Genomic DNA, 19,170 nt, shown 5'->3' with positions numbered 1-19,170 from the left:
GGAGGCGACGACATGCCCGCGAAGCTGCACAACGGCACCGTCGGGCGCGTCACGGCCACCCGTGCGGCGCGCAAGGCGATCGCGGCCCTGCGCGCCGCCCACGGCGCACCGGTGATGTTCGTCCAGTCCGGAGGCTGCTGCGACGGCAGCGACCCGATGTGCTTCCCGGGCGGCGAATTCGCCCTGGGACAGGGCGACATGCTCGTCGGCGTCATCGAGGGCTGCATGTTCCACATGAACGCCGACCAGTACGAGGCCCTCGGCCGCCCCTTCTTCGTCCTGGACGTCGAACCGGGCACACCGGGTGGTTTCTCCCTCGCAGCCGGGGACGGGCTGCATTTCGTGACCCGGGTCGAGGCGCCCCGGAACACTGTCAGTTGAGGAGCGGACGCCATGAAGGCAGCAGTAGTCACCGACTTCGGCAAGCCCCTGGAGATCCAGGACCTGCCCGTCCCCGAGCCCGGCCCCGGCCAGGTGCTCGTGAAGATGGAGGCCTCCGGGATCTGCCACACCGACATCCACGCCGCCCACGGCGACTGGCCCGTCAAGCCACAGCCGCCGTTCGTCCCCGGCCACGAGGGCATCGGCATCGTCCAGTCCGTCGGCACAGGCGTAGCCGCGGACCTGACCGGCAAGCGGGTCGCCATACCGTGGCTCGGCTCGTCCTGCGGCACCTGCCGCTACTGCCTCTCCGGCTGGGAGACCCTGTGCCTGTCACAGGTCAACACCGGCTACTCCGTCGACGGCTGCTACGCCGAGTACGCCGTCGCCGACGCGGGCGCGGTCGTTCGGGTGCCCGACGGCGTGACCTCCTTCGACGCCGCCCCGCTGACCTGCGCGGGCGTCACCACGTACAAGGCGATCAAGGTCGCCCGTGTGATCCCCGCCGAGCGGGTCGCCGTCTTCGGCATCGGCGGCCTGGGGCACCTCGCGCTCCAGTACGCGCGCCTGGTCGGCGGCTTCGTCACCGCGGTCGACCTCGAACCCGACAAGCTGGGTGTGGCCCACCGGCTCGGCGCCGACCAGATCGTGAACGCCCGCACCCACGACCCGGTCGAGGAGATCAAGAAGGCCGGCGGCGCGGACGTCGCCGTCGTGCTCGCCGCCGCACCCAAGGCGTTCGAGCAGGCCTACCGGTCACTCAACCGCGGTGGACGCCTCGTCATGGTGGCGCTGCCCGCCGACGACGCGGCGATCAAGGTGCCGATTTTCGAGACCGTGCTCAGCGGCATCTCCGTCATCGGATCCATCGTCGGCACCCGCCAGGACCTGACCGAGGTGTTCGCGCTGCACGCGGCCGGACGCACCCAGGTCATCGCCGAATCGCGGCGCCTGGACCAGGTGAACGACTCGTTCGACGAGGTCCTCGCCGGACGGGCCGAAGCCCGGCTCGTCCTCGAGTTCTGAGAGTTCTGAGAGTTCTGGGACCCGGCACCACCGGGTCCCGGGGAGAGGCAGCAGATCATGGCCACCGTCACCGTAGGTGCCGTACGGGAGCGGGCGCCCGGCGAACGCCGCGTCGCCCTCGTCCCCGAGGCCGTCACCCTCCTGCACAAGGCGGGCATCGACGTCCTGATCGAGACCGGGGCGGGGTCCGGAGCCTGGTTCGCCGACGCCGACTACACCGCGGCGGGAGCGGCCGTCGTACCGGCCGACGAGTTGTACGCGAGGGCGGACGCGGTCCTGTGCGTGGGACCGCCGGACCCGGACACCGCCCGGTCGCTGCGCGCCGGCCAGACCCTCATCGGCCTGCTGGAGCCGCTGCGGTACCCCGCGCTGGTCCAGGAGCTCCACGGGCGGGGTGTGCGCACGGCGAGCCTCGACCTGCTGCCCCGCACCCTCAGCCGCGCCCAGTCCATGGACGCGCTGACCTCGCAGGCGAGCGTCGCCGGGTACAAGGCGGCCGTCGTCGCGGCGGAGTCGTACGACCGCTTCTTCCCGATGCTGACCACCGCGGCGGGCACCATGCGCCCGGCGCAGGTCCTCGTTCTGGGCGCCGGTGTGGCCGGACTTCAGGCGATCGCCACCGCCCGCCGTCTCGGCGCCGTCGTCACGGGCTACGACGTACGCCCCGAGTCACGAGGGGAGGTGGAGTCGCTGGGAGCCCGGTTCCTCGATGTCCAGACCCCGCACGACGAGGAACCGGGAACCCGACGAGGCGGCTATGCACGGGAGTTGACCGCCGATGAGCAGAAAGCCCAACGAGCGGCGCTCGACGAGCACATAGGCCGCTCCGACGTTGTGATCACCACCGCCCAGGTTCCGGGACGCAGGCCACCCCTGCTGGTGACGTCGGCCGTCCTCGGGCGGATGAGGCCCGGCTCGGTCGTCGTCGACCTCGCCGCGAGTGAACTCGGCGGCAACGTCGAGGGATCCGAGCCCGACAAGACGGACGTCCTGGCGGGCGGCGTCACCGTGATCGGCGCCGGGCGGCTGCCGTCCGCGATGGCCACCGCCGCGTCCACGGCCTACGCCCGCAACCTCGTCGCCCTGCTGCGCCACCTGGTGCGGGACGGCGACCTGGTCCTCGACCCGGCCGACGAGATCACGGGAGCCCTGATGGGAGGCGAAACGTCATGAACGACCTCGATCTGCTCACCGCGATCACCGTGTTCGTGCTGAGCGTGCTGGTCGGTGTCGAGGTCATCAGCAAGGTGCCCGCGACCCTGCACACCCCGCTGATGTCCGGATCCAACTCGGTGCACGGCATCGTCGTCATCGGCGCCATGCTGATCGCGGCCGAGTCGCACACCTGGCTCGGATACACCCTGGCCTTCGCGGCCATGGTGTTCGGCGCGATGAACGTCGTCGGCGGATACGTCGTCACCGACCGGATGCTGGAAATGTTCAGGGCACGGCCGGCGACCGAGAAGAAGGCCGAGAAGAAGGCCGAGGAGTGAGCGTCATGGTTTCCGACACCGTCCACTATGTTTTCCTGGCCGCGGCCGCGTGCTTCGTCATCGGCCTGCACCTGATGAACCACCCGCGCACCGCCCGCCGCGGCAACACCCTCTCAGCCGCCGCCATGGCCGCGGCGATCGCCGCCACCGTCTGGCTCGTCGCCGACGAGGGCGTGATCAGCCGAACCGGCTGGCTCGTCCTCGTCTCGGGCGGCCTCCTGGGCGCGGTGCTCGGCCTGTGGGCGGCGCGCGAGGTGCAGATGACCGCCATGCCGCAGCTGGTCAGCCTCTTCAACGCCGTCGGCGGCGGCGCGGCAGCGCTCATCGCCGTCAACGACCTGCTCCAGACCGAGAATCCGGCGGGGCTGGGCGCACGTGTCTCGGTACCCGGCGCGCTGGACATCGTGATCGGCGCGGTCACCTTCTCCGGATCCCTGATCGCGGCCGGCAAGCTCCAGGGAATGGTGTCCGGTGCGCCCGTGGTGTTCCCCGGGGCACGCCTGCTGAACGTGCTGCTGCCGGTGTCCTTCGTCGCCGGCACCGTCTGGCTGGTGCTGGCCCCCGACTCCCGCACCGCGCTGTACGGGCTCGTGGTGGTCGCGCTGCTGTTCGGCGTGACCATGGTGCTGCCCATCGGCGGCGCCGACATGCCGGTCGTCATCGCCCTGCTGAACGCCTTCACGGGATCCGCGGTCGCGATGGCGGGCTTCGTGCTCGACGAGACCGCGCTGATCATCGCGGGCATGCTCGTCAGCGCCTCGGGCGGCATCCTCACCAAGCTGATGGCCGACGCCATGAACCGTTCCATCGCCAACATCGTCATCGGCGGCTTCGGCACCGGTGACAACGCTCCGGCGACGACCGGTGAGGGCGGGGCCCCGGCCCAGGTGCGGTCCGTGTCCGTGGACGACGTGGCGATCCAGCTGGCGTACGCGAGCAAGGTCGTCTTCGTCCCGGGCTACGGTCTCGCCGCCGCCCAGGCGCAGCACGAACTCGGTGCTCTGGCGAAGCTGTTGAGCGAGCAGGGCATCGATGTCAGTTACGCAGTGCACCCCGTCGCGGGTCGTATGCCCGGTCACATGAACGTGCTGCTGGCCGAGGCGAACGTGCCGTACACCCAGCTGAAGGAGATGGACGACGTCAACCCCGAGTTCCCGCAGGCGGACGTGGCACTGGTGATCGGCGCGAACGACGTGACCAACCCGATCGCCCGCCGCCCCGGCAACGCGATCTCCGGCATGCCGATCCTCGACGTCGACGGGGCGAAGAGCGTCGTCGTCATCAAGCGCTCGATGGGGCACGGGTACGCGGGCATCGACAACGAGCTCTACACCGATCCGAAGACCGGCATGTTCTTCACCGACGCGAAGAAGGGACTGAGCGAACTGAAGGCCGCCGTCAGCGAGTTCGTCAGCTGACGTACGGCTCCGAGGTGGGTCCCGCGAACGATGCGGGGCCCACCTCGGACGCGGGGTCGGCTGATGAACACCAGCCCGGGCAGCCGGAGTCCGAAGAAGCCGGCCGCCCCCGGTGAGGGACTCACCCGACAAGATGCCGGAGCTGGTGGCGGTGAGCGTGGCGTGGCCGTCGGAGCAGTGCCGCTCCTGCGAAGGGGCGGTCGGGCCGCCCATGGTGAACCGGCGCCGGGCCGTGGTGGTCACCGCGGTCGCGCCGGCCGGCGTCGGGATGCCCGTCCCGTCATTCCTCCATCACCATGTCGATCGCCCCGGACGGGCACTCGGCCGCGCACAGTCCGCACCCCTTGCAGTAGTCGAGGTCGATCGCGAACCCCTTGCCCGGCCCGAGTTTGGTGATGGCGTTGTCGGGGCAGACGCCGTAGCAGTTGTCGCACTCGAAGCAGTTCCCGCACGACATGCAGCGCCGGGCCTCGAAGAGCGCGGTGGACCGGTCGAGCCCCTGGGCGACCTCGTCGAAGGTGGAGACACGGCGGGCCATCGCCAGTTGGGGCCGCACGGACGCCGGTGCGTCCGAGTAGTACCAGGTGTTCAGCCGGTCGGCGTCGGCGGCCGGGTGCTTGGGGCCGGGCTCGTAGGACGTGCCGCGCAGCCAGGCGTCGATGTGGCGCGCCGCTTTCCTGCCGTGCCCCACAGCCACCGTGACCGTCCGCTCGGCGGGCACCATGTCGCCGCCGGCGAAGATGCCCTGATGCCCCGTCATCAGCCCGTCGGCCACCCGCACCGTGCCGTGGTCCACCGACAGGTCGGGCACGTCCCGCAGCAGGGACAGGTCGGACTCCTGGCCGAGCGCCAGCACCACGGTGTCGGCCTCCAGCTCCTCGAACTCGCCCGTGGGCTGAGGGAATCCGGTCTCGTCGAGCTGCATCCGCTCGACGGTGATCCGTTCGCCGTCGGCATGCTTGATGGTGGACAGCCACTTCATCCGCACGCCCTCCTCCAACGCCTCCTCCACCTCCACGTCGTGCGCGGGCATCCGGTCGCGGGTGCGCCGGTAGACCACGACGGCGTCGGTGGCGCCGAGCCTGCGCGCGGTGCGGGCCGCGTCCATGGCAGTGTTGCCGCCGCCGTACACGGCGACCCGGCGGCCCAGCAGGGGCGGCCGGCCGCCCTCCACGCCTGCCAGCAGGGAGACCGCGTCGAGAATGCGCGCGCTGTCGCCCGCCGGGATGTAGGCGCGGCGGCCGATGCCGGCGCCCACCGCCAGGAACACCGCGTCGAAGCCACCGTCCCGTTGTGCGGCGAGCACGTCGTCGACCCGCGTCCCGAGCTCCAGCGTGACCCCCAGCGCCAGGATGCGGTCGATCTCGGCGTCCAGCACCTCGCGGGGCAGCCGGTAGCGCGGAATGCCGTACCGCATCATGCCGCCGGGCCGCTCCTGCGCCTCACGGATCGTCACCTCGTGCCCGAGCAGCCGCAGGTGGTACGCCGCCGACAGCCCGGCCGGACCGGAACCGACGACCAGGACCCTGCTCCAGCCTCCGGCCGGGGGGACCCCCGTGCCGGAGGAGTCCGAAGGACCCTGAATCCTCCAGCCGTGCCGGATCGCCTCGTCTCCGAGGAAACGCTCCACGGCGTTGATGCCGACGGCGTTGTCGACCTGCACGCGGTTGCAGGCGGTCTCGCACGGGTGGTAGCAGACCCGGCCCATCACGGCGGGCAGCGGGTTGTCCCGCATCAACTCCCGCCAGGCGGACTCGTAGTCGCCGCTCTCCGCGTGGAAGAGCCACTGCTGGATGTTCTCCCCGGCGGGACAGGCCTGGTTGCACGGCGGCAGCCGGTGGACGTACTCAGGACGTTCGGTGCGCCAGGCGCCGGTCCGGTTGGCCAGGCTGGACCCCACGTCCAGGGTGATCGCGAACGGCTTCTCCTTCACGGAACTTCCTCCTCGGCCAGCAGCCCGAAGCGGGCGACGGTGCGGTCGGCGGCCCGCTGGAGACGGGCGATGACGTCGGTACGGACCTCCGGTTCGAAGAGGTGCGCGTACCGCTTCTGCGGGCGCAGGTACTCCTCGACCGGCACGCGCCGCCGGATGCGGGTGACGTCGGTGACCTCGCCGTCGACGGCCTCGAACACCGGGAACAGTCCGCTCTGTTCGGCGAGGCGTGCGATGCGCACCGTGTCACGGGGCGCCGTACCCCAGCCCAGCGGGCAGGGCACCAGCACCTGCAGGTAGCGGGCTCCGCGCATCCCCATCGCCCGGTGCACCTTGGCCTCCAGGTCGCGGAGCCCGGCGACGGTGGCCGTGGCGACGTACGGGATCTCGTGCGCCATCGCGATCAGCGGCAGGCTCTTGCCCTGCCCGAAAGGGGCGCCGGGTTCCTCGCCGACCGCCTGGGTGGTCGCCGTGCGCGCGGTCGGGGGAGTGGCCCCGGAACGCTGCACGCCGGTGTTCATGTAGGCCTCGTTGTCGTAACAGACGTACAGGACGTCGTCGCCCCGTTCGAACATGCCGGACAGACAGCCCAGTCCGATGTCGACCGTCCCGCCGTCCCCGCCCTGTCCGACCACGCGGACGTCGGTGCGGCCCTTGACGCGCAGTGCGGCGGCGACACCCGCGGCGACCGCGGGCGCGTTGCCGAACAGTGAGTGCAGCCAGGGGAGTTGCCAGGAGGTCTCCGGGTACGGCGTCGAGAACACCTCCAGACAGCCGGTCGCGTTGACCGCGATCACCTTGCCGCCGGCCGCCCGCTGCGCCGCGTCCATGACGTACCGGGCGCCGAGCGCCTCGCCGCAGCCCTGGCAGGCGCGGTGACCGCAGGTGAGCGCGTTGGACCGGTCCGGGTCCGCCTGGTCCGACTGCAACTCCGGTCCCAGCAGCCGGTTTCCGGCCGCGAAGCTGCCGACCTGGTAGAACTTCACCTGCCGTGCGGTGCTCATCGGTTGCTCCCCGCATCACGCAGGATGTTCTCGGCCGACGGCCCGGACCGCCGGGTCCGTGCCATGCGGGCCAACTCCCGCTCCACCAGGCCGGTGTCGAGGTCCAGGAACGTCAGCTGCCCGAGTCGTCCGGCGAGCGCGTCGGCGAACAGCCGGTGCAGCGAGGCCTTGGTGATCGCGCGCCCGCCGAGCCCGGCGATCACGGTGTGGCCGTCGAGCTGGATCCCGGAGAGCGCGGTGCGTACGTTCGCCGAGACGATTCCTCCGATTCCGACCGCCAACGCCCGCTCCAGCACGACGACTTGGCGGGCCCCGCCCAGCGCGGCACGCACCTCCTCCAGCGGGAACGGGCGGAAGGACGTGATCGCCAGGGCGCCGACGCGCACCCCGCGTTCGCGCATCTCGTCGACGACGTCGCACACCGTGCCGAACGTCGACCCCAGGACGACGACGATCGTCTCGGCGTCTCCGCAGGCGTACGGATGGACCAGGCCGCCGCACTCCCGCCCGAACACCTGACGGAACTCCGCCGCGATCCTGGGGATCGCCTCCAGGGCCTGCATCTGTTTGGCGTGGGCGAGGTAGCGCACCTCGGTGAAGGCCTCCGGGCCGACCATCGCGCCGATCGACACCGGCTCGGCCGGGTCCAGGACCTGGCGGGGTTCGTACGGCGCCAGGAACGCGTCGACCTGCGCCTGTTCCGGCACTTCGATCCGCTCCCAGGCGTGTGTGAGGACGAAGCCGTCCATGCACACCATCACCGGCAGCGACAGCTCCTCGGCCAGCCGAAAGGCCTGCGGGTGCAGGTCGGCGGCCTCCTGGTTGTCGCGGGCGTACAACTGGATCCAGCCGGAGTCGCGCTGGGACATGCTGTCGCTGTGGTCGTTCCAGATGTTGATGGGCGCGCCGATGGCCCGGTTGGCGACCGTCATCACAATCGGCAGGCCGAGGCCCGAGGCGTTGTAGAGGGCCTCCACCATGTACAGCAGGCCCTGGCTCGCGGTCGCCGTGTAGGTGCGGGCACCGGCCGCCGAGGCGCCGATGCACAGGGACATCGCGGCGAACTCCGACTCGACGTTGACGTACTCGCACGGCTTCAGCGCACCGGACTTCACCAGGCGGCTGAGCTCCTCCACGATGTGGGTCTGCGGGGAGATGGGGTAGGCGGCGATCACTTCCGGGCGGCAGTAGGCGACGGTCTCGGCGACCGCGCGCGAGCCCTCAGTCTGTTTCAGCATGGGCGTACTCCTGACGAAGGACCTCGACGTACTCGTACGCTTCCCGGGCGGCGTCCGCGTTGGCCGACCCCAGCCTCCCGGGGAAGCGTTCCCGGATCGCGGCGGTCAGCGAGTCGAGCGTCACGCAGCCGGTGAGGGCGGCGAGTCCGCCGAGCAGGACGGCACTGGGCACCGGACGCCCGACATGGCGCAGGGCGAGTGCGGTGGCGGGGACCGTGAGGACCGGACCGGTGAGTGACTCCAGACCCAGGTGAGCGGTGTCATAAGGGGAGTTGACCAGAACCGGGCCGCCGGGCCGCAGGCCGGCGAAGACGTCCACCTGGTGCAGCAGCGTCGCGTCCTGGACCACGAGGGCGTCGGGCCGGGCGACGGGCTCGCGGACCCGGATCGGCCGGTCGTCGATCCGGCAGAACGCCATCACCGGAGCCCCCGTCCGCTCAGAGCCGAAGCTCGGGAAAGCCTGAGCGTGGCGGCCCTCCAGAAACGCCGCCACCGACAACAGCTCCGCGGCCGTGACGGCTCCTTGGCCGCCGCGGCCGTGGATGCGTACCTGGAACACGGCACCCTCCTGTCCTGGGATCCGGTGCGGGACACTCACTGGTGCGGCACGACGGCGACCGGGCAACGGACGTGATGCATCACCGCGTGTGCGACGGGCCCGGTGTGCGTGCCCAGCCTGGCCGGGCGGATGTGGCGGCCGACGACCAGCAGGCCGGCGTCCTGGGTGGCATCCACCAGCCGCTGGGCGGCGCTGCCCTCCGGTGCCAGCTCGTGGACCTCGACGGTGGGGAACTTCTCCCGCCACGGACGCAGCACGGCGGTCAGCGTCTTCGCGGCGCGCGCCCCCACTGCCCTGCGCGCCTTCGCCTCCGCGGCTGCCTCCATGTACGGCAGCTGCCACGTGTACACGGCCCGCAGCGGCGCCGCCCGCAGCATCGCGCTCTCGAAGGCGAAGGCGAGCACCTCCTCGCACGCGTTCGCGGGGTCGACGCCGACGACGACGTCACGGTACGGGGTGACCGTGGAAGGGCGGCTTTCCGCGTCCGGCAGGTGCTCGGCCTCCAGGGTCTCGTCCGCCCGCACGAGGACGACCGGGCGCGTCACATGGGCGACTGTCGCCAGCGCGACGGATCCGGCCATGAAGCCGCCGAAGCCGCTGAACGCACGGCTGCCCAGTACCAGCAGCTCGGCCTCGTCCCCCGCGGCGACGAGAGCGTCGGAGGCGGGACGGGAGATCTGCGCGGCACTCAGAAAGAGCTGCGGATAGCGTTCGTTGATGCGATCCATGGCGTCGCGCACGATGCGCCGCGACCAGTGGCGCGGTGCGTCCAGTTCGGGCAGCTTCGACTCGGTGGGGGCCGTACCCCCCTCCCAGGCGTGCACCAGACGCAGCGGCAGACCGCGCCTGAGCGCCTCCCGGGCCGCCCACTCCGCGGCGGCGACGCTCTCCTTCGATCCGTCCATTCCCACGACAACGGGGCGCAGCATGACCGACACCTCCTCTGGCCGGTGTCCGTACGAAAGTGTGCGGACCCTGCCCCACCAGAATCGGCGCGCCGGCCCCACCGCCGTCAGGGGCCGGTGCGTCCCGACCACAGGGCCGAACGGCCCCTCTGCACGGCAGCCGAGCCGTCCACGGGAACCTGGCCGACGTCCCGCCGTCGCAATCCGGCCGGGCCGAGCGGTCTCAGACCTGGACGGCCGTGGTCCTGCCCGCCCCGTCGGGGCCGGGGAGAACGTGCACCGAGCCGGTGGCGACCGTCAGGTCCAGCCGATCGAGCGCACGGGTCCGTCCGAACGTCTCACCAGCCCCGCTACGCGCCCGTCGGCCCGCGCCGGCGGAAGAGGATGAGCGGCTGACAGGGCCCAAAGGGCCCTGCGTTGGGGCCGGTCGGCCCCACCCGGCCTCCGCCGAGGCGCGGGACGCTGGTAAGCGGAAGGGAATGAGGAGGGTGACATGAGCGGCATGATCGAGAGGTTGCCCAACTGGGCGACGCTGCCTGACCTGTTCGGGTGGGTCGACAGCGGGTTCCCCGTGGCGCAGACCGCGCCGGGGACGCACGGCATCCGTATCGAGGAGCGGCTGACAGACGGAACGTACGTACTGCGGGCCGAACTCCCGGGCATCGACCCCGAGAAGGACGTCGAGATCACCGTCACGGAAGGCCTGCTGACCTTGCGCGCCGAGCGCATCGAGGAGACGAAGGACAAGCACCACACCGAGTTCCGCTATGGCACCCTGACCCGCGTGGTCCGGCTTCCGGCCGGTGCCGAGGGGGACGAGGCGACCGCGGAGTACAAGGACGGGGTCCTGACCGTCACGGTCCCGGTGCCGGAGAAGAAGGAAGGCACCAGGACGATTTCCGTGCGGCACGTCTGAGCGCCGTCGTGCGCCGCGCCGCACCGCGTGTGCGTGGCCGGTCGTCCGGCCACGCACACGTTTCGCTGCGCCGTCCGCCTGCCGGAAGGCCGAGCGCCACCGGAAGGCGGCGCCTACTTTGGTCTCCGTCGCCGTGTGGGAGACGGCCGGGAGCATGTCGTCCCTGGCCGTCCCATCCGGCATCGTCGCCACCGTCGTCCTGGACGGCGACCCGATGCCGCTCATCCCGGTCTCGCGCTGCGGGACCTGATTCGTCCATGGACATCGGACGGTCACTCGGCCCCGGCAGTCGAGGGCCGTCCGGCAAGGCGCCGTTCTCACGCGCCGGTCCGGTCGACCGTCTGCCCGCCCCGTCACGCAGCTCCTCTGCGCGAGCCGCGAGACGCGCTGACAACCCTGAGCGGTGCGGTGTGCCGCTCGGTGGCGGGCACGGCGACGACGGGCACCTTCGCGCCGCGCAGACAAGCGCGGCCGACCATGCCGAAGGCAGGCAGACCGTCCTGCTCGTGCGTCTTGTGTCCGAGCGCGAGCAGCACAGCTCCACTCGTCTGTTCCAGCAGCATGCGCGCGGGCGGCCCTTCCACTACGACGGCCCGTACCGAGTCGTCGATCCGCGGACCGAAGACCTTCCGTACGGTCGAGGCGAGCAACCGCGCTGCCTCGACGCGCTGCTCGGCGTGTGTCGGGCCGGTCGGCACACGAGCGTAGGGGGCCAATCCGAACCCCTTGGGCTCCCAGGCGTGCACGGCGACGACGTGTGTGTGCAGTGCACGGGCCTGTTCGGCCGCCCACCGCAGCGCGGCCATGGACGCCCCGGACCCGTCGATGCCCACCACGATGCCGTCCCCGGCTGTGCGGTCCTCCATGGCGACCTCCCTCGACGTACCGTCGGTCCCACGATGCCCGCGATCCGCGGACCACCGCATGGGCCGATGGGCTCCGGTCTTGTGCCGAACGGTCCCTTGGCGGTGACCGGTTTCAGTACAGCGGTCTCACAGGCCTGTGAGAACCGAGGCGAAACCGACGGCGGTCGTTTCCACGGCCTCCGACCGGGGCAGCCGACCGCGAGGGCCCAGCGGCAGCCAGGGTCGAAGACCGCCAGGTGGGTGCCTCTGCGCGGAAGCAGGGACGCCGAGTGTCGTGATCATGGCAGGGTTTTCGGCAGGTCGTCACCTGGTGAGGCGGTGGGGAGTGGGATCGGCCGCTTCACCAGGTAGAGACGTCGCGAACCGGTGACGGTCACGACCGGTAGTGCCTGTGGTCGTCGTGGTCGCCCAGATAACGCCGTTCGATGACCACCTCGTTCTCGCCAGGGCGCCGGATCGCGCCCTGTGCGCCGACGAACGCGACGACACCGAGGATACCGACGGACATCAGGGCGAAACCAACGATGAAGGAGCTGTAGCCGAAGACCAGGCATGCGCCCAGCACGGCCGCGCCGATCAGAACGAGCGGGACGAGTGTCATTGCTGCCCCCTTTGGGCTGGCCGCCACGGGCCCACCGGGTCGGCCGGGTTGGTGAAGGCGCCGGAGCGCCGGTTCAGAGCTTGCGCAGCCAGTCGTCGGCCACGCCGTGCAGGGCCTGTTCGGCCGGCTTCAGACGGCGGTCGTCGAGTTGATACGTCAGGTGGTCGACGACCCCGAGCACTCCGTCCAGACGACGGGTCATCGCGAGCGCGACGGACTTCTCACTGCGTCGCTCCAGCTGTCCGGCAAGGGTCACGACGCCCTCGCGCACACGCACCTCGACGGTGCGCGGGTTCAGCCAGAGTGTGTCGGCGAGCACCCCTTCCTGCACGTCCCGCCGAATCTCGTCGTCGGTGCGCAGGAAGACCTTCAGCAGGTCACGGCGGGTGACGATGCCGATGAGGCGGTCCTCCTCGTCCACCACGGGCAGGCGCTTGACGCGGTGGCCGAGCATGGTCCGGGCGGCCTCCGTGGCGGTCGTCTCCGCCCGGACAGTGACAGCGGGCGACGACATGAGCCCGTCCGCCGTGCAGGCCCGGCTCTTGCGTCCTGCCCGCCGGAAGGTACGGCTCAGCCGGGCACCGAGAGTCGGGTCGCGTCCGGGCCGACGCGACTGGCGGAGCATGAGATCGGTCTCGGAAATCACCCCGAGCACCTTGTCGTCCTCGTCGGTCACCGGAAGCCCGCTGATGCGATGGGCCTCCAGAAGCCGGGCCACTTCCTTGAACGGGGTGTCGCGGTCCACGGTGACGACTTCGTCGACCATGAGGGCGCCGATCTTCGTGGGTTTCATGGCTGGTCCTCCTCTGGGGCTACGGGAACCCGCTCGGCGCCGTCGGCGCCGATACGGGTTGTCCATGCGGCGCGGCAGCAGCTGCACGCGGCGCCGAGGGCCTGGAGGCCGTGCGGCCCGGCCGGCGCCGGATCGAGATCCGCCGCGGACGGCTGCGGCACGTCGCAGGCCGTCCGTGACAGCCGGTGCAGCAGATGACCCAGTGCCTCGGACTCCGCGGCGCGAGTCGTGCCGCGGCCGAAGAGCAGCGGGACAGCGGACGGGGCTGCGACCAGCTCGTGGCCGTACTCGACGAGTCCCATCGGACGGCCGTCGCGGTCACCGTGGCTCGCCCACTTGATCCGGACGGTGGTGCCGTCGCTGAGCAGGGCGGGTACCGCTGCTTGCTGGCGTCGGTCATGGTGAACCTCCGGGCCTCACCTCCAGACTCGGCTGCACGAGCCGGTCGACCCAGGGGCTGAACGGGCAGGTGACGGGGCCGATCGGCCCTCGTTCCGCAGGACGCACCGCACGGCGGACCCGGCCGAGCGCCGCAGTACCGGGGGAGGGGCCGAACGGACCGGGCCGGGGGCGAATCGCCCCTGCCCCTCCCGCCCCGGGTGGGACGCTGATGCCGAACCTCTCTGCCGCACCACAGCGAGGCGTGACGCACCCCCACCCCTGACACCTGCGGGGAGGGTGCCGGCGTCCCACGGTCGAGGCCCGCTGTGCCGGGCGAGAATGACTCAGCGGTGCTCTGGAAAGGAACCCGGGTGACGCGGCTATCGGTGATGCGCCGTCGAAGGCTGCCGGAAGAAGGCGGGAGCGGCCTGTGCGGCGTAGGACAGGAAGGTCTATGAGACACGATGACCCGGGGCTGTTCGGCCCCCGGTCCGTGACGTGGCAGCTCCACGGCGACCCCATGATGTGGGTCGCCGGAATCCGCGCGCTGTACCTCCAGGCGCTGCACCCGCGCGCGGTGCGCGGAGTCACGCAGAACTCCGACTTCCGGAAGGAAGCCTGGGGCCGGCTGCTGCGCACCGCGAGTTTCGTCGGCACGACGACCTAATGGCACCACGGAGGCGGCCGAGCGCGCGGGCGCCCGGGTGCGGAAGATCCACAGCATGCTGTCCGCCGTCGACCCGGACACGGGGGAGCGGTACGGCGTCGACGAACCGGGGCTGCTGCTGTGGGTGCACTGCGCCGAGATCGACTCCTATCTGCACGTCATGCGTCGCTCCGGATACCCGATCGCCGACGTCCACGCCGACCGGTATCCGCGAAAACCTGGTCAGCGCCAGCCTGGTGGGCCTCGATCCCGACGCCGTACCGGCGAACCAGACCGAGATGCGCGCGTACTTCGAGAAGGTACGGCCCGAACTGACCGCCGGAGCCGAGGCGCACGAAGTGGACGACTTCCTGCTCCGTCCCCCGACGCACCCCCTGCTCGTCCCGGCGCGTGAGGTGCTGTGGCGGCGCGTGGCGCACCTGGCGTACGCCTCTCTGCCGCCGTACGCCCACGAGTTGTACGGCAGGGCCGCCCCCGAACCGGCCGCCGTCACCCGGCAGTTGCGTGTCACCGGCACCCTGCTGCGCTGCGTTCCCGCACGCCTTCGCTGGCAACTCCCGCCCAAACACATCCTGCGGGCCATGTCACGGCTCGGCCCCGGCTCACGCCCCGCGCCGTACAAACTCGGACGATAGCTCGCCATACTGGACGGGCCAGGGGAGGGCGGACAGGACCGGGGGCGACAGCAGGAGATGGCGGACACCAGACTGATCCAGAGCCGGTACCGGCTGATCGATCTGATCGGGCGCGGTGGCATGGGGGAAGTGTGGCGTGCGCGCGATGAGTCGCTGGGGCGGCAGGTCGCCGTGAAGTGCCTGAAACCGCTCGGGCCGCACCACGACCACTCCTTCACCCGTGTCCTGCGGGAGCGGTTTCGGCGCGAGGCGCGGGTGGCCGCCGCGTTGCAGCACCGCGGGGTGACCGTCGTGCACGACTTCGGCGAGTCCGAAGGGGTGCTCTACCTCGTCATGGAACTGCTGGAGGGGCGCAATCTGAGCCAGCTCCTGGAGGACAACAAGCATCATCCGCTGCCCGTCCCGGACGTCGTCGACATCGCCGACCAGGTCGCCGCGGCCCTTGCCTACACCCACCAACAGGGCATCGTCCACCGTGACCTGAAGCCCGCGAACATCATGCGGTTGACCGACGGTACGGTGAAGATCTGCGACTTCGGCATAGCGCGCCTCGGTCACGACATCGGCTTCACCTCGCGGCTGACCGGCACCGGTATCGCGATGGGCACCCCGCACTACATGTCGCCGGAGCAGATCAGCGGCGGCGAGGTCGACCAGCGCAGCGATCTGTACTCCTTCGGATGCGTGCTCTATGAGCTGGCTACCGGGGTGCCGCCGTTCGACCTCGGCGACGCCTGGGCGGTGCTCGTCGGACACCGCGACACCCTGCCCGAGCCGCCGCGCAGCCACCGCTCCGAAGTGCCCGAGTTCCTGGAACGGGTCATCCTGGCCCTTCTCTCCAAGCTCCCGGAGGACCGTCCGCACGACGCACGGGAGTTGGCCCGCAGGATCAGCGCGGGCCGGGCCACCCCGCTGTATGTGCCGACCGTCGTCACCCCGCAGCCCCAGTTCCGGCCCCCCGAGCCCGCCGCCCGCGAGCCCCGGCTGCCGTCCTGGACCCGGGGCATGACCACCGGCCACAAGGCGACCGGCGCCGTGATGGGCACCACACCCCCGGACCCGTCGGCCGGCCTCACCGGTGACTGGATCGCCCGCCCGGTGACCGGCCGCCCCGAGGAACCCGTACCGCAGCAGCCGCCCGCTCCCTCGCCCGGGACGCTCAACGCGCTGGCCGGGCGGCACAACGCGGGCCTGAGCCTGGGGCGCCTCGGTCGCTGGGCCGAGGCGGGCGAGGTGCACCGCGCGGTCGCCGCCGAACGCGAGCACATCCTCGGCCCCGCCCACCCCGAGACCCTGGCCAGCCGATACGAGGTCGGTTTCACCCTCAGCCGCACCGGCCGTGCCGCAGACGCCCTGCGCGAGTACACCCATGTGGCCCGGGAAAGGGAGCGGATCCTGGGCGCCGAGCACCCGGACACGCTGGCCGCCCGGCAGGAAATGGCCTATGTCCTGGGACAGCTGGGCCGTCACTTCGAGGCGCACCAGACCTACACGACCGTCCTGGCCGCCCGCGAGCGCACGATGGGCCCCGACCATCCGGACACCCTGCGCTGCCGGCACAACCTCGCCTTCAACCTGAGCCGTCTGGGACGCCTGGAGGACTCGTACCGGATGGCCTGCGAGGTGGCGGCGGCGCGCGCCCGGGTGCTTGGCGCCACACATCCCGACACCCTGGTCACGCAGTACGAAGTCGCATACGCACTCGGCCAGTTGGGGCGCTGGCCCGAGGCTCTGCGGACGTATCAGGAGGTCGCCGGGGCGCGTGCCGAGGCGCTCGGCCCCGACCACCCCGACACGCTCGCCGCCCGCTACGAGGTCGGCATCAGCCTCGGGCGGCTCGGCCGCAGCGCGGAGGCCCTCAAGCTGTACCGCGACCTGGTCGACGACCGCAGCCGGGTCAACGGCCCCGCGCACCCCGAGACCCTGCGCGCCCGGCATGGCCTCGGCGTCAACCTCGGTCGGCTGGACCGCTGGGAGGAGGCGCTCGCCGAGTCGCGCGACGTGTGCGCGATCCGCGAGCGGGTCCTGGGCGCCGACCATCCGGACACGCTGGTCAGCCGCCGTGAGGTGGCCGTCGGCCTGGGCTGGCTCGGCCGCTGGCCCGACGCCCTGACGGAGTACCGGCGGGTCGCGGCCGCCCGCGAACAGGTCCTGGGCGCCGACCACCCCGACGCTCTCGCCAGCCGCAACGACGAGGCGCACTGTCTGGAGCAGCTCGGCCGGGGAGCCGAGGCCGTCGAGCTGTACCGGAGGGTGGCCGTGCTGCGGCAGCAGCGGGCGTCCGGCCATTGAGGGCCCGTCCGGCAGGTCGGGCCGAGGACAGTTGCGTCGCCTGACAGCGCAGGTGAGTGGGGCGATGGAGGCCCTTCGCCCGCGCCAGCCGTGTCCTGCGGGCAGTGTCTGACACCAAGGCGGCGGACTCGCCGGCATCGGCCGCTGATGACGTGACGCGGGGATGCGGTGGGGCCGGGGGCTGCGGGCTTTGTGTGGGCGAGGTCGAGTGGGGGCGGGGCGGGATGCGAGGTGGTGTGGATGCCGCAATCGGCTGCTGTCGTGGCCGGGGCGATGCCATGGGGCCCGAGCGGGCGAAACCGAGGGTGGAGGAGCGGGCTGCCTACGGCGGCGCCGCTGGGCGAGGGGGGCGCCGGGCTCCGCGTCCCCCGCGTGATCTGCCGGACGGGTCCGGGGCGCCCGCGGCCCCTCGGCCGTACAGCTATGGCCGGGGTGGATCATGACGTGTTACGAAGAACCATGCCCGCACACGAGCGCCACGACCGACCCGACCGCCACGACCGATACGACGCGGTGATCGTCGGCGGCGGCCACAACGGCCTCGTCGCCGCCGCCTACCTGGCCCGCGCCGGAAAGTCCGTGCTGGTCCTGGAACGGCTGGCCGGCACCGGCGGTGCCGCCGTCTCGACCCGCCCCTTCGCCGGGGTCGACGCCCGGCTCTCGCGCTACTCCTACCTGGTCAGCCTGCTGCCCCGGAAGATCGTGCGCGATCTCGGCCTGGACTTCCGGGTGCGCGGGCGCACCGTCTCCTCGTACACCCCCGTGGAACGGGACGGCCGGCCCACCGGACTGCTCGTCGGCGGAGGTGAGCGCCGCACCCGCGAGGCCTTCGCGCGCCTCACCGGAGGTGAACGCGAGTACGAGTCCTGGCGGCGTTTCTACGGCATGACCGGCCGCGTCGCCGAAAGGGTGTTCCCCACGCTCACCGAGCCTCTGCCCACCCGCGACGAACTCCGCCGCCGCGTCGACGACGAGGACGCCTGGCGCACCCTCTTCGAGGAGCCGATCGGCACCGCAGTCGAAGCGAACTTCACCGATGACCTCGTACGCGGTGTCGTCCTCACCGACGCGCTGATCGGCACCTTCGCCGACGCCCACGACCCCTCCCTGCGGCAGAACCGCTGTTTCCTGTACCACGTCATCGGCGGCGGTACCGGCGCCTGGGACGTGCCCGTGGGCGGCATGGGCGCTCTCACCGACGCGCTGGCCGGCGCCGCCCGGAACGCGGGCGCCGTGCTCTCCACCGGCCACGAGGTCGTACGGGTGGACACGGACGGCCGCGCGGCCGAGGTGACCTACCGGACAGCTGACGGGGAGGCCACCGTCGGCGCACGTCACGTCCTGGTGAACGCCTCGCCGCAGGAACTCGCCTCGCTGACGGGGGACGCACCGCCGAGCCCGGCCGAGGGCGCCCAGCTCAAGGTGAACATGCTGCTCACACGGCTGCCGGGGCTCAAGGACACCTCCGTCGACCCGCGCGATGCGTTCGCCGGGACCTGCCACATCGCCGAGGGGTACGAGCAGCTGGCCGCCGCCCACGCCCAGGCGACCGCAGGTGAGCTGCCCGCCGCGCCGCCGTCGGAGATCTACTGCCACTCGCTCACCGACCCGACGATCCTCGGCCCGGACCTCGTCGAGCAGGGCTACCACACGCTGACCCTGTTCGGCCTGCACACGCCCGCACGGCTGTTCGCGCACGACAACGACGCCGTCCGGGACGAGCTGCTGAAGTCGACCCTCGCGCAGCTCGACGCCCACCTCGCCGAACCCCTCACGGCCTGCCTGGCCACCGACGCCGACGGACGCCCCTGCATCGAGGCGAAGACCCCCCTCGACCTGGAACGCGACCTGCGCCTGCCCGGCGGCAACATCTTCCACCGGGACCTCACCTGGCCGTACGCGCAGGAGGACAGCGGGCGGTGGGGCGTGGAGACCCGGCATCCGAACGTCCTGTTGTGCGGGGCGGGCGCGGTGCGCGGGGGCGGGGTGAGCGGGGTGCCGGGGCACAACGCAGCCATGGCAGTGCTGGAGGCGGACGAGGACTGAGCGTCGGCGCGGCCAA

Annotated in this window: 18 protein-coding genes and 1 pseudogene; 10 read left to right on the top strand and 9 right to left on the bottom strand. The window is 71.6% G+C overall.

From position 1 onward, the window contains the following. Positions 1 to 12 precede the first annotated feature (12 nt). The 5 genes from RB628_RS01640 to RB628_RS01620 are packed head-to-tail and all read left to right on the top strand — an operon-like array spanning position 13 to position 4,318. A complete protein-coding gene (locus tag RB628_RS01640; RefSeq protein ID WP_318318406.1) occupies positions 13 to 381 on the top strand; it encodes a DUF779 domain-containing protein in 369 nt (122 codons plus the stop codon). Positions 382 to 393: 12 nt separating this feature from the next. Continuing rightward, positions 394 to 1,407 carry a zinc-dependent alcohol dehydrogenase gene (locus tag RB628_RS01635; protein WP_318318405.1) on the top strand — a complete coding sequence of 338 codons (1,014 nt, stop codon included), beginning with the start codon at positions 394 to 396 and terminating at the stop codon, positions 1,405 to 1,407. 57 nt (positions 1,408 to 1,464) lie between these two features. Further along, positions 1,465 to 2,580 (top strand): NAD(P) transhydrogenase subunit alpha, encoded by a 1,116-nt coding sequence (locus RB628_RS01630; RefSeq protein ID WP_318318404.1) that lies wholly within the window; start codon positions 1,465 to 1,467, stop codon positions 2,578 to 2,580. After that, a complete protein-coding gene (locus RB628_RS01625; protein WP_318318403.1) occupies positions 2,577 to 2,900 on the top strand; it encodes an NAD(P) transhydrogenase subunit alpha in 324 nt (107 codons plus the stop codon). The genes RB628_RS01630 and RB628_RS01625 overlap by 4 nt, the downstream gene beginning before the upstream one ends. Before the next feature lie 5 nt (positions 2,901 to 2,905). After that, positions 2,906 to 4,318, top strand: a complete 1,413-nt coding sequence (locus tag RB628_RS01620; protein WP_318318402.1) for an NAD(P)(+) transhydrogenase (Re/Si-specific) subunit beta — start codon at positions 2,906 to 2,908, stop codon at positions 4,316 to 4,318. 280 nt (positions 4,319 to 4,598) lie between these two features. Here the strand turns inward: RB628_RS01620 and RB628_RS01615 are convergent, their stop codons facing one another. Genes RB628_RS01615 through RB628_RS01595 form a run of 5 tightly spaced genes read right to left on the bottom strand, consistent with a single transcriptional unit; the run spans position 4,599 to position 9,981 of the window. Beyond that, positions 4,599 to 6,251, bottom strand: coding sequence for an NAD(P)-binding protein (locus tag RB628_RS01615; protein ID WP_318318401.1), 1,653 nt, complete (start codon positions 6,249 to 6,251; stop codon positions 4,599 to 4,601). Then, a complete protein-coding gene (locus tag RB628_RS01610; RefSeq protein WP_318318400.1) occupies positions 6,248 to 7,255 on the bottom strand; it encodes a thiamine pyrophosphate-dependent enzyme in 1,008 nt (335 codons plus the stop codon). Before RB628_RS01610 ends, RB628_RS01615 begins: the two co-directional genes overlap by 4 nt. Then, on the bottom strand, positions 7,252 to 8,493 hold the full coding sequence (gene porA / locus RB628_RS01605) for a pyruvate ferredoxin oxidoreductase (protein ID WP_318318399.1): 1,242 nt from the start codon (positions 8,491 to 8,493) through the stop codon (positions 7,252 to 7,254). The genes RB628_RS01610 and porA overlap by 4 nt, the downstream gene beginning before the upstream one ends. Then, positions 8,477 to 9,052 carry a 2-oxoacid:acceptor oxidoreductase family protein gene (locus RB628_RS01600; RefSeq protein WP_318318398.1) on the bottom strand — a complete coding sequence of 192 codons (576 nt, stop codon included), beginning with the start codon at positions 9,050 to 9,052 and terminating at the stop codon, positions 8,477 to 8,479. The genes porA and RB628_RS01600 overlap by 17 nt, the downstream gene beginning before the upstream one ends. A gap of 35 nt (positions 9,053 to 9,087) precedes the next feature. After that, complete coding sequence (locus RB628_RS01595) at positions 9,088 to 9,981, bottom strand: universal stress protein (RefSeq protein WP_318318397.1); 894 nt, start codon at positions 9,979 to 9,981, stop codon at positions 9,088 to 9,090. 469 nt (positions 9,982 to 10,450) lie between these two features. Here RB628_RS01595 and RB628_RS01590 point away from each other — a divergent pair, with 469 nt between their 5' ends. Beyond that, positions 10,451 to 10,873, top strand: coding sequence for an Hsp20/alpha crystallin family protein (locus tag RB628_RS01590; RefSeq protein WP_318318395.1), 423 nt, complete (start codon positions 10,451 to 10,453; stop codon positions 10,871 to 10,873). 118 nt (positions 10,874 to 10,991) lie between these two features. After that, positions 10,992 to 11,123, top strand: coding sequence for a hypothetical protein (locus RB628_RS01585; protein WP_318318394.1), 132 nt, complete (start codon positions 10,992 to 10,994; stop codon positions 11,121 to 11,123). 103 nt (positions 11,124 to 11,226) lie between these two features. Here the strand turns inward: RB628_RS01585 and RB628_RS01580 are convergent, their stop codons facing one another. The 4 genes from RB628_RS01580 to RB628_RS01565 all read right to left on the bottom strand — a co-directional run bounded on the left by RB628_RS01580 (position 11,227) and on the right by RB628_RS01565 (position 13,435). Next, complete coding sequence (locus tag RB628_RS01580) at positions 11,227 to 11,739, bottom strand: universal stress protein (RefSeq protein ID WP_318318393.1); 513 nt, start codon at positions 11,737 to 11,739, stop codon at positions 11,227 to 11,229. Positions 11,740 to 12,112: 373 nt separating this feature from the next. Continuing rightward, positions 12,113 to 12,340, bottom strand: a complete 228-nt coding sequence (locus RB628_RS01575) for a hypothetical protein (RefSeq protein WP_318318392.1) — start codon at positions 12,338 to 12,340, stop codon at positions 12,113 to 12,115. A gap of 73 nt (positions 12,341 to 12,413) precedes the next feature. After that, positions 12,414 to 13,133, bottom strand: coding sequence for a CBS domain-containing protein (locus tag RB628_RS01570; protein WP_318318391.1), 720 nt, complete (start codon positions 13,131 to 13,133; stop codon positions 12,414 to 12,416). Then, positions 13,130 to 13,435, bottom strand: a complete 306-nt coding sequence (locus RB628_RS01565; protein WP_318318390.1) for a hypothetical protein — start codon at positions 13,433 to 13,435, stop codon at positions 13,130 to 13,132. The genes RB628_RS01570 and RB628_RS01565 overlap by 4 nt, the downstream gene beginning before the upstream one ends. Positions 13,436 to 13,968: 533 nt before the next feature. Here RB628_RS01565 and RB628_RS01560 point away from each other — a divergent pair. The 3 genes and pseudogenes from RB628_RS01560 to RB628_RS01550 all read left to right on the top strand — a co-directional run bounded on the left by RB628_RS01560 (position 13,969) and on the right by RB628_RS01550 (position 19,154). After that, positions 13,969 to 14,816: pseudogene (locus RB628_RS01560) on the top strand (oxygenase MpaB family protein). Positions 14,817 to 14,873: 57 nt separating this feature from the next. Beyond that, positions 14,874 to 17,108 (top strand): serine/threonine-protein kinase, encoded by a 2,235-nt coding sequence (locus RB628_RS01555; RefSeq protein ID WP_318318389.1) that lies wholly within the window; start codon positions 14,874 to 14,876, stop codon positions 17,106 to 17,108. A 459-nt stretch (positions 17,109 to 17,567) separates the two neighbouring features. Next, complete coding sequence (locus tag RB628_RS01550; RefSeq protein WP_318318388.1) at positions 17,568 to 19,154, top strand: NAD(P)/FAD-dependent oxidoreductase; 1,587 nt, start codon at positions 17,568 to 17,570, stop codon at positions 19,152 to 19,154. Positions 19,155 to 19,170 lie beyond the last annotated feature (16 nt).

The organism is Streptomyces sp. ADMS (assembly GCF_033441795.1).
In the GTDB taxonomy this organism is placed as follows: domain Bacteria; phylum Actinomycetota; class Actinomycetes; order Streptomycetales; family Streptomycetaceae; genus Streptomyces.
Note: the sequence above shows the minus strand (reverse complement) of the source record. Positions and strands in the feature narration are given on the sequence as shown.

What these genes read in the sequence shown, in the direction of transcription:
- RB628_RS01640 (WP_318318406.1), top strand. Translation starts at nt 13, where the DNA reads ATGCCCGCGAAGCTGCACAACGGCACCGTCGGGCGCGTCACGGCCACC.
- RB628_RS01635 (WP_318318405.1), top strand. Translation starts at nt 394, where the DNA reads ATGAAGGCAGCAGTAGTCACCGACTTCGGCAAGCCCCTGGAGATCCAG.
- RB628_RS01630 (WP_318318404.1), top strand. Translation starts at nt 1,465, where the DNA reads ATGGCCACCGTCACCGTAGGTGCCGTACGGGAGCGGGCGCCCGGCGAA.
- RB628_RS01625 (WP_318318403.1), top strand. Translation starts at nt 2,577, where the DNA reads ATGAACGACCTCGATCTGCTCACCGCGATCACCGTGTTCGTGCTGAGC.
- RB628_RS01620 (WP_318318402.1), top strand. Translation starts at nt 2,906, where the DNA reads ATGGTTTCCGACACCGTCCACTATGTTTTCCTGGCCGCGGCCGCGTGC.
- RB628_RS01610 (WP_318318400.1), bottom strand. Translation starts at nt 7,255, where the DNA reads ATGAGCACCGCACGGCAGGTGAAGTTCTACCAGGTCGGCAGCTTCGCG.
- porA (WP_318318399.1), bottom strand. Translation starts at nt 8,493, where the DNA reads ATGCTGAAACAGACTGAGGGCTCGCGCGCGGTCGCCGAGACCGTCGCC.
- RB628_RS01595 (WP_318318397.1), bottom strand. Translation starts at nt 9,981, where the DNA reads ATGCTGCGCCCCGTTGTCGTGGGAATGGACGGATCGAAGGAGAGCGTC.
- RB628_RS01590 (WP_318318395.1), top strand. Translation starts at nt 10,451, where the DNA reads ATGAGCGGCATGATCGAGAGGTTGCCCAACTGGGCGACGCTGCCTGAC.
- RB628_RS01580 (WP_318318393.1), bottom strand. Translation starts at nt 11,739, where the DNA reads ATGGAGGACCGCACAGCCGGGGACGGCATCGTGGTGGGCATCGACGGG.
- RB628_RS01575 (WP_318318392.1), bottom strand. Translation starts at nt 12,340, where the DNA reads ATGACACTCGTCCCGCTCGTTCTGATCGGCGCGGCCGTGCTGGGCGCA.
- RB628_RS01570 (WP_318318391.1), bottom strand. Translation starts at nt 13,133, where the DNA reads ATGAAACCCACGAAGATCGGCGCCCTCATGGTCGACGAAGTCGTCACC.
- RB628_RS01565 (WP_318318390.1), bottom strand. Translation starts at nt 13,435, where the DNA reads ATGGGACTCGTCGAGTACGGCCACGAGCTGGTCGCAGCCCCGTCCGCT.
- RB628_RS01555 (WP_318318389.1), top strand. Translation starts at nt 14,874, where the DNA reads ATGGCGGACACCAGACTGATCCAGAGCCGGTACCGGCTGATCGATCTG.
- RB628_RS01550 (WP_318318388.1), top strand. Translation starts at nt 17,568, where the DNA reads ATGCCCGCACACGAGCGCCACGACCGACCCGACCGCCACGACCGATAC.